Source organism: Frigoribacterium sp. AC759, assembly GCF_979256015.1.
The window spans coordinates 93,088-103,448 of sequence record NZ_CEEDMT010000009.1; the positions used below are offsets into that span (position 1 = coordinate 93,088).

At 71.5% G+C, this 10,361-nt stretch carries 12 protein-coding genes; 4 read left to right on the forward strand and 8 right to left on the reverse strand.

The window, feature by feature from the left end; translation table 11 throughout:
• Positions 1-25: 25 nt before the first annotated feature.
• From ACZ6JE_RS09085 to ACZ6JE_RS09115, 7 genes are all read right to left on the reverse strand, one after another.
• Positions 26-1,399, reverse strand: coding sequence for a glycosyltransferase 87 family protein (locus ACZ6JE_RS09085; protein WP_192061624.1), 1,374 nt, complete (start codon positions 1,397-1,399; stop codon positions 26-28).
• Positions 1,400-1,516: 117 nt separating this feature from the next.
• Positions 1,517-2,488: a prenyltransferase gene (locus ACZ6JE_RS09090; protein ID WP_464318752.1), complete on the reverse strand. Its 972-nt coding sequence runs from the start codon at positions 2,486-2,488 to the stop codon at positions 1,517-1,519.
• Positions 2,485-2,841 carry a lycopene cyclase domain-containing protein gene (locus tag ACZ6JE_RS09095; RefSeq protein ID WP_192061626.1) on the reverse strand — a complete coding sequence of 119 codons (357 nt, stop codon included), beginning with the start codon at positions 2,839-2,841 and terminating at the stop codon, positions 2,485-2,487. The genes ACZ6JE_RS09090 and ACZ6JE_RS09095 overlap by 4 nt, the downstream gene beginning before the upstream one ends.
• The gene (locus ACZ6JE_RS09100; RefSeq protein WP_243215270.1) at positions 2,838-3,179 is read right to left on the reverse strand and encodes a lycopene cyclase domain-containing protein; all 342 of its coding nucleotides are present in this window, start codon (positions 3,177-3,179) and stop codon (positions 2,838-2,840) included. The genes ACZ6JE_RS09095 and ACZ6JE_RS09100 overlap by 4 nt, the downstream gene beginning before the upstream one ends.
• The gene (crtI, locus tag ACZ6JE_RS09105; protein ID WP_464318753.1) at positions 3,179-4,879 is read right to left on the reverse strand and encodes a phytoene desaturase family protein; all 1,701 of its coding nucleotides are present in this window, start codon (positions 4,877-4,879) and stop codon (positions 3,179-3,181) included. The genes ACZ6JE_RS09100 and crtI overlap by 1 nt, the downstream gene beginning before the upstream one ends.
• The gene (locus ACZ6JE_RS09110; protein WP_192061629.1) at positions 4,876-5,769 is read right to left on the reverse strand and encodes a phytoene/squalene synthase family protein; all 894 of its coding nucleotides are present in this window, start codon (positions 5,767-5,769) and stop codon (positions 4,876-4,878) included. Before ACZ6JE_RS09110 ends, crtI begins: the two co-directional genes overlap by 4 nt.
• Entirely contained in the window at positions 5,766-6,836 is a 1,071-nt protein-coding gene (locus ACZ6JE_RS09115; RefSeq protein WP_243215272.1) for a polyprenyl synthetase family protein, read from the reverse strand. Before ACZ6JE_RS09115 ends, ACZ6JE_RS09110 begins: the two co-directional genes overlap by 4 nt.
• 19 nt (positions 6,837-6,855) lie before the next feature.
• Between ACZ6JE_RS09115 and idi the strand changes: the two genes are divergently transcribed.
• Entirely contained in the window at positions 6,856-7,431 is a 576-nt protein-coding gene (idi, locus tag ACZ6JE_RS09120) for an isopentenyl-diphosphate Delta-isomerase (protein ID WP_243215273.1), read from the forward strand.
• Positions 7,432-7,599: 168 nt separating this feature from the next.
• Complete coding sequence (locus tag ACZ6JE_RS09125; RefSeq protein ID WP_464318754.1) at positions 7,600-7,800, forward strand: hypothetical protein; 201 nt, start codon at positions 7,600-7,602, stop codon at positions 7,798-7,800.
• A 104-nt stretch (positions 7,801-7,904) separates the two neighbouring features.
• Here ACZ6JE_RS09125 and ACZ6JE_RS09130 read toward each other — a convergent pair whose 3' ends face one another.
• On the reverse strand, positions 7,905-9,017 hold the full coding sequence (locus tag ACZ6JE_RS09130) for a fatty acid desaturase family protein (RefSeq protein ID WP_192061633.1): 1,113 nt from the start codon (positions 9,015-9,017) through the stop codon (positions 7,905-7,907).
• A 187-nt stretch (positions 9,018-9,204) separates the two neighbouring features.
• On the opposite strand from ACZ6JE_RS09130, the gene ACZ6JE_RS09135 reads away from it, so the two are divergent.
• Both ACZ6JE_RS09135 and ACZ6JE_RS09140 read left to right on the forward strand, forming a co-directional pair.
• On the forward strand, positions 9,205-9,882 hold the full coding sequence (locus ACZ6JE_RS09135; protein ID WP_320480086.1) for an HdeD family acid-resistance protein: 678 nt from the start codon (positions 9,205-9,207) through the stop codon (positions 9,880-9,882).
• Entirely contained in the window at positions 9,879-10,124 is a 246-nt protein-coding gene (locus tag ACZ6JE_RS09140) for a hypothetical protein (protein WP_192061634.1), read from the forward strand. Before ACZ6JE_RS09135 ends, ACZ6JE_RS09140 begins: the two co-directional genes overlap by 4 nt.
• The last annotated feature ends 237 nt before the right edge of the window (positions 10,125-10,361 follow it).

A 10,361-nucleotide genomic window follows, 5' to 3' on the forward strand; every position in this document is an offset into this window, starting at 1 on the left:
CGGCCCGGGAGGCCCAGATTGACCTCTATCGGGCGGATCTCAGCCCGATGCCGACGGCCTCGGGCGTCAGAGGGCGCCCGGTGACGCCGACGGCCGCCAGCGCGGCGGCCACGACCCGCAGCACGCACCAGCCGAAGAGCACCACGATCAGCACGTTGCGGGCCGCGAGCACCACCACTGCGAACGGATTCAGATCGAGGAGGGGCAGGTACAGGATCGGGAACACGAGCGTCGTCAGACCGGCCGACCAGCCGATGAGCAGGGCCGGCACCCGGAACTGCTCGGGCCGGAGCGCCAGCCCGACCGCGACGACGGGCGCGATCCACAGCACGTACTGCGGCGAGCCGACCTTGTTGAGGGCGACGAACGTGGTCGTCAGCGCGAGGGCGCCGAGCAGCACGACGCCGGTCTCGTCGACGGCCCGGGCACCGCGACGCGCACCGGGCAGCCCCAGGGCGGCGACGGCGACGAGCACGGCCAGCGCGAACAGCACCCCGAACATCAGACCGGTGCTGCCGTTGATCAGCACCGAGGCGCCGGGCCCCATGACCTCGTTCGTCGCGAGCCCCACGTTCTCGTAGACGGAGGCGCCGGGCACCCCGAGCATCGCCATCCAGAGCCACGGGGTCGCCATCGGCGCCTCGACCTGCAGGCCGCGGCTCGACTGCATCGTGACGAAGCTGTCGAGGTGCGAGGCGCCGCCGCCCACGACGACGAGCCCCACGATGGCCGCGCTCGTCGCGACGCCCGCCCCGACGATGGAGCCCCGACGGCGCGACACCGCGACGGCGGCGGCGACGACCGCGGCGGGCCAGACCTTGATCCAGGTCGCGAGGGCGAGCAGCGCGCCGGCGACCCTCGGCCGGGTGGCGAGCATCAGCAGCCCGGCCACGACGAGCGGGGCGCTGAACCCCTCGAGCCGCAGGAACGCCACGGGGCTCAGCAGGAACAGGATGAGCAGCCACCACCAGGCGGCCGTGGCGTCGACGGTGCGTCGCCCGCGGTCGGTGAGCAGCCAGAGCGCCCCGGCGTTGACGGCGGTCAGCAGCAGCAGCCAGACGAACTGGTAGAGCGACTCGCCCAGGATGTTCGACAGCACGATCGGCCCGAGCGCCCCCGCCGGGTAGACCCAGTCGAAGTCGAGCACCGGCCAACGGCCGTCGGCGAGCGCGCCGCTCGCCCACGAACGGTAGAGCGGGAGGTCGCCGGTGACGTCGCCGGTGAGCATCATCGGCGTCAGGGCGAGCATCACGGTGAGGTGCAGGCTGACGAACGCCCACCAGATCGCGTGCGGGTGCCGGCGGATGACCGCCCAGCGCTCGGCGACGCGGTGCCCCGTGTCGTTCCAGGCACGGGCCCGGCGGAGGGCGGCGGCGGATCGACTGAGGCGAGGACTCACGACGCGACCATAGGGGGCGTACCTATCACGGAGGTGAACATCGGGAGGCGCGTCGGTTCGTCCGCCGCCTCGGGCCACGGCCGTCTCGCGCCAGGGCCGTCTCGGGCCGGGGCCGTCTCAGGCCAGGGCGACCCACCAGATGAGCAGCATCGTCGTGACGAAGCCCGACAGGAAGTTCAGCGTCAGGAACCGCTTCCAGCCGCGGTTGACGCCCTCCGCGTCGGCGTCGGCGACGTTCCACCACGGGGCGCAGCTGATCGCGTAGACCACGGGGATGATCGCCGCGATCGGGCCGGGGAACTCGGTGAGGGTCATCAGCACCCCGGCGAGGAGGTACGCCACGACCGAGAACCGGACGGTCGCCTTCGCCCCGATGACCGTGGCGATCGACGCGATGCCGCCCTCGCGGTCGGCGAGGACGTCCTGGACGGCGCCGAACGCGTGACTGGCCATCCCCCACAGGAAGAACGCGCCCAGCAGCGCGACGAGCTGCGGCGTGACGGTCGCGCCGGCGAGCGCGAGCCCGTAGACGGCGGGGCTGACGAAGTGCGTGCTCGACGTGATGGAGTCGACGAACGGGCGCTCCTTGAAGCGCAGCCCGGGTGCCGAGTAGGCGATGACCGCGAAGACGCTGATGGCCAGCACGAGCCAGCTGAGCGGGCTGCCGACGATCACCAGGAAGATCAGGAACGGCACGTTCGTGACGACGGCGGCCCACAGCGTCGTGCGGTGCAGACCGCGGTCGAGCAGCGCGCCCTCGACCCCGCCCTTGCGCGGGTTGCGGAGGTCGCTCTCGTAGTCGAAGACGTCGTTGATGCCGTACATCGCGAGGTTGTAGGGCACCAGGAAGTACACGATGCCGACGATCGCGATCAGCCAGGGCACGGCGCCGAAGTCGAAGAAGCCGGTCGCGTCCGACGACAGGACGGCGACGGCACTCGAGCCGTCCGAGTCGAGCGGCACGTACGACCCGCCGTACGCGACGGTGCCGCTCGCCGACGTCAGGATGAACGCCGCCGCGAACGGGAACGCCGTGTTGATCCAGCTGAGGGGCCGTGACGACCAGAACAGGGCGGTCAGCGTCTTCATGAGCGCGCCTCCTTCGGGGCCCGGCGTCCGCCGAGCAGGGTCCACACCGACGGCAGCAGCACGAGCGCGGCCACCGAGTAGGCGAAGTCCTCGAGGGGGGCGATGCCGATCTTCACGCCGCTGATGCGGTCGGGCGCGTAGTCGACCAGACCGACCCCGATCATGATGTTGTCGAAGACGGCGGTCATCAGCAGCAGCACGACCGTCGAGAGGCCGGCCGCGCGCACGCGGGCGACACGGGCCGCCGAGGAGGCGCGCTCGGCCCGACCGCGCCACCAGGCAGCCAGCACGGCGGCCCCCGCCACCACGGCCACGAGCGCGAGGAACACGGCGTTGATCGCCCAGTACGTCATGAGGCGCCGCCCTCTCGACCGGAGGCGCGACGATCGACGATCAGCCGCGTGCCGGCGAGGAGGTTCATCGTCAGGTAGCAGAGCAGCGTCAGGAAGAAGACCTCTTCGAGCGGCAGCTCGGGGGCGATCTGGATGCCGGTCATGAACGACGTCTCGCCTCGGAAGAACACCCCGGTGTCGATGCCGACGATGTCCCAGATCAGGAAGAACACGACGCCGACCAGCAGCGTCACGAACGCCCGCGGGGCGTCACGCCAGAAGAACAGCGTGAACCGGCGGTCGAGCATCGCCATGCCGAAGATCGAGATGCAGAGGGCGACGAGGTAGAGCAGGCCCATCAGGCGGCGGACTCGGACCGGGGAGGCGCGCTCGAGGTCGACTCGCCCGGCTCGGGCAGCGGCTCGGTGCTGCGGTCGCCGCGCAGGTTCTTCAGCAGGATCTCGGCGCTGATCAGGCACATCGGCAGACCGATGCCGGGTCGCACAGACCCGCCGACGTAGAAGAGGTTCTCGACGTGCTCGGACGTGTTGCCGGCGCGGAACATCGCGCTCTGGTCGAGGGTGTGGGCCGGGCCGAGCATGCTGCCGCTCCAGGCGTTGACGTCGTCGACGAAGTCGCGGGGGCCGCGGGTGCGCCGCAGGACGACGCGGTCGGCGAGGTCGGAGACACCCGTCCAGCTCGCGATCTGCTCGATCACGAGGTCGGCGAGCCGCTCGATCAGCGTGTCGCCGTCTCCGTCGACGTCGCCGCGACCGAGCGCCGGGTCGGCGGGCAGCGGGACGAGCACGAAGAGATTCGTGTGACCCTCGGGCGCGGTCGACGGGTCGACGGTGCTCGGCTTGCAGACGTAGAGCGAGGGCGGGTCGGGGATGCGCTTGTCGGCCCCGAAGATGCGGTCGAAGTTCTCGTGCCAGTCGTTCGCGAACAGCAGCGTGTGGTGCTCGAGCTCGGGGATCTCGCCCTCGACGCCGAGGTACATCAGCAGGGCGCTCGGCCCCGGGTCGCGCTTCGTCCAGTAGTCGTCGTCGAAGGTGCGGAGCGACGGGGGCAGCATCGTGGTCTCGATGTGGTGCAGATCGGCGGCCCCGACCACCACCTCGGCCTCGAGGCGCTGCGCCTCGCCGTCGGCGTCGACGTACTCGACCCCGGTGGCGACGCCCCGCGAGCGCACCCGGCCGGCACGACCCTCGCCGACGACGGGCTCCGCGGTCGTCACGCGCGTGACCGACGCCTCGGTCTCGATGCGCACCCCCGCCTCGCGGGCCACGCGCTCGATCGCGTCGATGACGGTGATCAGCCCGCCGCGCGGGTAGAGCACGCCGTCGTCGAGGTCGAGCGTGCTCATCAGGTGGTACATGCTCGGCGTCTTGAACGGCGAGGATCCGAGGAACACCGCGGGGTAGCCGAGGATCTGCCGCAGTCGCGGCTCCTTCACCGTGCGCGACGCGAACGTGTCGAGGTCTTGGAGCAGGAGGCGCGCGAGCTTCGGCAGACGGACGACGACGTCTCCGCGCAGCAGGGGCCCGACGCTCTCGAAGCTCGTGTAGAGGAACCTCTGCTTGGCCATCTCGTACGTGTCGCGGGCCGACCGCAGGTAGCTGCGCATGCGGTCGCCGCTGCCGGGCTCGATCGATTCGAACAGCGCGACGTTCTCTTCGAGACCGCGGGGGACGTCGATGGGCGCGTCGGACCCGCCGTCGGCCGACGGCTCGAAGTAGACGCGGTAGCCGGGGTCGAGCTCGACGAGGTCGAGCTGCTCGGCCGACGACGTGCCCATCAGCCGGAAGAAGTGGTCGAACACCTCGGGCATCAGGTACCAGCTGGGGCCGAGGTCGAAGCGGAACCCGTCGTGGCTCCACGAGCCGGCGCGACCGCCGACGGCGTCGTTCTTCTCGAGCAGCACGACGTCGTGGCCCTCGCGGGCGAGCAGCGCCGCCGAGGCCAGACCGCTGATGCCGCCGCCGATCACGACGGCGCGCGAGCCGTGCCGCTCGACGGTGGTGTCTCCGGTGGCGCGGTCGAGCCAGGGTGTGCTCACGAGGTCCTCTCGGCGGGGCGGTCGGGGATGCGGGTGGTGCGGCCGGCGGCGGACGCGAGGGCGATGCGGACCTTCACCGGGTCGGGCACGCGCACACGGGCGCGGATGAGCGAGGAGGCGGGGGTCGCCTCGAGACGGCGGTTCAACTCGGCGAACAGGCCGTGCGCGAGGGCGACCGCGCGTCGCGACGTCGCGGGCAGCACCGGGATGATGTCGCCGGCGACCCGCAGGTCGTCGTCGATGTCGGCCACGAGGCGGGCCTTGGTGGCCTCGTCGAACGAGCCGACGTCGACCCCGGGGAAGTAGCTGCGGCCGAGCTGCTCGAAGTCGGCCGCGAGGTCGCGCAGGAAGTTCACCTTCTGGAAGGCCGCGCCGAGGCGCCGGGCGCCCTCGTCGAGCTCGGCGACGGTCGACGACGGGAACGCGTGCCCGAGGAGGAACGCGCGGAGGCACATCAGACCGACGACCTCGGCCGAGCCGTGGACGTAGCGGTCGAACGACTCGGCGTCGTGCTCGCGGGCGCTGAGGTCGGCGCGCATCGAGGCGAAGAAGGGGCGGGTCAGCTCGCTGCCGAAGCCGGCGGTGCGCGCGGTTCGGGCGAAGGCGTGCACGACGAGGTTCGCGCTGAAGCCCGTCTCGATGGCCCGCTCGGTCTCGGCCTCGAACTCGTCGAGGCACCGCGCGGACGACTCGGGGTCGAGCCCCGCCTCGGCGGCCGGCCCGTCGACGATCTCGTCGGCGACCCGCACCAGCGCGTAGACGTTCTCGACGTGCTGACGGACGTCGGCCCCGAGGAGGCGCGAGGCCAACCCGAACGACGTCGAGTACCGACGGATCACCCCCGACGCCGTCTGGTCGGCGACGGTGTCGTACAGCGCGAGGCCGGTCATCGGACCCTCTCGAGGACGGTCGAGACGAGCGGGCTGAGGGCGTCTCGGAGGGCGTCGCCGATCGCGGGGCCCTCGAGCACGGCCAGGGCCCGTGCCGCGTGCTGCTCGACGAGCGTCTCGGCGAACGACCGCGCACCGCACGCCTCGAGCCTGCTGCGCACGTGCGCGGCCTCGTCCGGGGTCAGATCGGCCTTGCCGACGAAGGGCTGGATCGCGAACCACTGGTCGGTCGTCGCGGCATGCGCGATCAGCACGGTGCGCTTGCCCTCGCGGAGGTCGCCGAGCGTCGTCTTGCCCGTGCTCTCTTCGGTGCCGAAGACGCCGAGCAGGTCGTCGACCAGCTGGTAGGCGACCCCGACCTCGCGGCCGAACTCGCCGACCGCGTCGACGACGTCGTCGCCGGCCCCGGCCAGGACGGCGCCGGCCTGCAGCGGGGCCTCGAACGAGTAGACCGCGGTCTTCGCGCGCTCCATGTTCAGGATCTCGTCGACCGTCGGCACGTCGTCCGACAGCGAGAGCTCGACGTCGACCATCTCGCCGCCGGCGCTGACGAAGATGGCCTCGTCGAGGATGTCGAGGAGGCGCGCCTGAACCCCGCTCTCGCAACGCACCTGCATGAGGAGGCGGCTCGCACCGGTCAGCGCGAGGTCGCCTGCGATGACGGCGGCCGACATGCCCCGGTGCTCGGCTGCGGGCGTCGAGAGACCGGCGGTCGTCGCGGTGTCGCGGTAGCTGCCCGAGACGTTCGGGATGCCGCGCCGTGAGAAGTCGCGGTCGATGACGTCGTCGTGCACGATGAGGGCGGTGTGCAGCAGCTCGAAGGCCGCCCCGACACCCGCCACGGCGTCTTCGTCGCCACCGCCCAGGGCGTCGTACGCCGTGAAGACCATGCGCGGGCGGAACCGCTTGCCGCCGGCGCTGTTGCGCTCGAGCACGGACCAGAGATCGACGTAGCGCGAGCCGACCGACTCGGCCCGGCGTTTGGCCAGGCTGAAGAAGCCGTCGAGGACGGCGTCGACACGCTCATGCCGCTCCCGCGTCCGTTCGCGAAGAAGTTCACCGTCCACGCCAGGCAGACTACCTCTCATGACATCCGAGAAACCCTCCTCAGCGGTCGAGCCCCACGAGATCGCTCCGGGGCCGCAGGCCGAGCTGGTCGTGCTGCTCGACGAGTCGGGCGAACCGGTCGGGACGACCGAGAAGGCGACCGTCCACACCGCCACCACTCCCCTGCACCTCGCCTTCAGCTGCCACGTCGTCGACGACCTCGGTCGTGTGCTCGTGACCCGGCGCGCCCTGTCGAAGAAGACCTGGCCCGGTGTCTGGACGAACTCGTACTGCGGCCACCCGGCCCCCGGCGAGACGCCGGCCGACGCCGTCCGCCGCCGCGCCTCGCAGGAGCTCGGCATCGAGGTCAGCGACGTCGAGGTCATCCTCCCCGACTTCCGCTACATCGCCACCGACGCCTCGGGCGTCGTCGAGAACGAGATCTGCCCCGTGTTCACCGCCCGGGTGGTCGGCACGCCCGACCCGTCGCCCGACGAGGTCGCCGAGTGGGCCTGGGTCGATCCGGCCGAGCTCCGCCGCGCCGTGGCCGCCGCGCCCTTCGCCTTCAGCCCGTGGCTCGGGTGGCAGCTGGAGGCGTGGCCCGCGACCGCGTGACGCCCGCCGGGTCGGCGACCCGCGCCTCCTCGGCTGGTCCGCTCCGGGGGCGGCTCGTAGCAGCGTCGCCGCGCCCTGGCAACCCCCTTCACCGCGTTCGGCGCCGTCTCTAGGTTGAGAGCGTCCCCGCGCGACCGCCGGGGCTCTTCGACGGAGGGCGGACCGATCGTGACGAGCACCTATCGGAGCGACCCGGCCACCGAACCCGTCCGGATCGTCGGCTACTCGAAGCCCCGCACCCGCACATCCGACGACGTGACCGACCACCGTCGGCAGAACGTCGCGGCCGGCCGACCCCGACCGGACGCCGACTCCCGCGTGCGGTACGTGGACTTCCTCGTCACGCGACGCGACGGCCGGACGGGCTGAGACGACGGACCGCCCCGCCGATCGACGGATCGAGGGGCGGGGCGGTCTGCGGTCGACCTGCTCGCGACCGGCGCGCTGGGCGACCGGTGCGGCGAGCGACCGACTCAGCGGGGGCGCAGCTGCTGGGCGGCCGGGCAGTCGAACGGGTCGCGGGCGGCGAGCCCGACCCGGTTCAGGTAGCGGACGACGATCCCGTACGACTTCGTGATCGTGGTCTCGGTGTACGGGATGTCGTAGGAGGCGCAGTGCTGCTTCACGAGGCGGCTCGCGGCCCGCAGATGCGGGCGCGCCATGCTCGGGAACAGGTGGTGCTCGACCTGGTAGTTCAGCCCGCCCATGAACGCGGTCGAGAAGCGGCCCGTGATGTTGCGCGACGTCAGGACCTGCTTGCTGAGGAAGTCGACCTTGGCGCCCTCGGGGATGATCGGCATGCCCTTGTGGTTCGGGGCGAACGACGAGCCCATGTAGAGGCCGAAGACGGCCATCTGCACGCCGATGAACGCGAACGCCATGCCGAGCGGCAGGAACCAGAACACGACGCCGAAGTACAGGGCCAGACGCACGGCGATGAGCGTGATCTCGAGCGCACGGCCCTCGACCTTCTGACGCCCCAGCAGCGTGCGGAACGACGTCACGTGCAGGTTGACGCCCTCGCCGAGCAGCAGCGGGAAGAAGAAGTAGCCCTGGCGGCGCGTGATGAAGCCGAGCACGCCCCGCTGCTTCGCGGCGTCCTCTTCGAGGAACGAGATCGTGTCGAAGGCGATGTCGGGGTCTTTGCCCTTGGTGTTCGGGTTCGCGTGGTGACGCGTGTGCTTCGTCATCCACCACGCGTAGCTGATGCCGACGACCCCGGCGGCCAGCACGCGGCCGACCTTGTCGTTCGTCGTGCCCGACGCGAAGACCTGACGGTGCGACGCCTCGTGGGTGAGGAACGCGAACTGCGTGAGGATGACCCCGAGCGCCGCGGCGATCAGCAGCTGGAACCAGCTCGACCCGAGCAGGACGAAGCCGGTGGCGGCACCGCCGAGGCTCAGCACGAGCACGACGAAGACGGTGATGTAGAAGCCGGTGCGACGCTTGAGGAGACCCGCGTCGCGCACGCTCTTCAGCAGCTCGGAGTAGGTGCTCGTCGGCTTGCTGACCCGGCCGGGGACGGTGGCCCGGAAACCGGAGTCGGCGAAGCGGTCGGTGGTCGGGGATGGTGCAACGGACGTCATCGGGCTCCGGCGGTGGTCGACTTCCCAGCCGCGTGTCGTGAGCGATGCGCCCTTGGATGTAGCGACCGTAAGGGAGCCCCCTGGGTAACCGTCGTGAGAAGGGGTGAGCGACGGGTGATCGTCCCGGAGGCCTGTCAGGGGAGGGGCGGTAAACTCCTCGGGTTCCCCGACGCCCGAAAGAGGTCCCGTGTCTGCCCATCCCGACGCTGCCCGCAGCGCGCGCTACTGGCCGGTCCCGCTGCTCCGCGCGGTGCCCGCCCTGGCGATGGGCGTGATCATCACGTTCTCACCCGACCATTCGGCCCGCATCGGGCTCATCGTCTTCGGGGCGGCGACCCTGGTCGCCGGGCTCGTCCTCGCGCTCGGCGCGGCGACCCGCCTGTCGTCCGACCCGTCGAGTCGGACGCTGCAGCTGGTGCAGGGCGTCGTGGGTCTCCTGGCCGGCATCGCGGCGCTCGTCTTCTCGTCGGGCGGGCTGACCGTGCTCGTCGCCGTCGTCCTGGCCTGGGCCTTCGTGACCGGGGCACTCGAGCTCGTCACGGGTCTGCGGCGTCGCGGCCGTTCGCCGCTCGCCCGTGACTGGACGACCGTCGGGGCGCTGACGCTCGCGCTCGCCCTGGCCTTCGTGCTCGTGCCGCCCGACTACGCCCGCGAGCTCGGCGGCATCGAGCGGATCGAGGGCGTGCTGACCTCGTCGACCGTGCTGGTCGGCCTGCTGGGCGCGTACGGTGCCCTCGTCGGCGTGTTCCTCGTGATCGCGGGCCTGTCGCTCAAGTGGCAGACCACGACACCCGACCCGGCGGGGATCCCCGCCCACCCCGCTTCAGACGCCGACACCAGTTCAGACGGAGTACCCCAGAGATGACCCAACCCAGCTGGCGCGACCGCGTCCGCCCCGCCGAGTTCCTCGGCCTCAGCGCGGTGTTCGCCGTGTTCATCGGCGTCGTCGTGCTGCTCACCACCCGCGAACTCGACCTCGCGCTGATCTTCCTCTGCATCGGCTTCATCGTCGCCCTCGTCGTGATCGCCATGCTCGCCCTCGCGGCGAAGCCCAACGACGACGAGCAGCACGAGCTCGACGACGCCGACAAGCCGCGCGGGCACTGACCGGCGCCGGCGGGACCCGCCGACCCGCGCCTCCTCGGCTCCGCCCCGCGCGGTGCTGGGCGGTGCATTTCTGCGCGCTGCGGTTCTGCGCGCTGCAGTCCGGTGCGCTGCGGTTCTGCGCGCTGCCGGGGGGTTCGGCGGGTTCCCGTCACTCGCGGCGGGTCCGCGCTGACGCCGCCGACCTACACGGGCATCGCGTCGCAGCTGGTCGACCGCCTGGCGTAGCCCGCCCGGTGG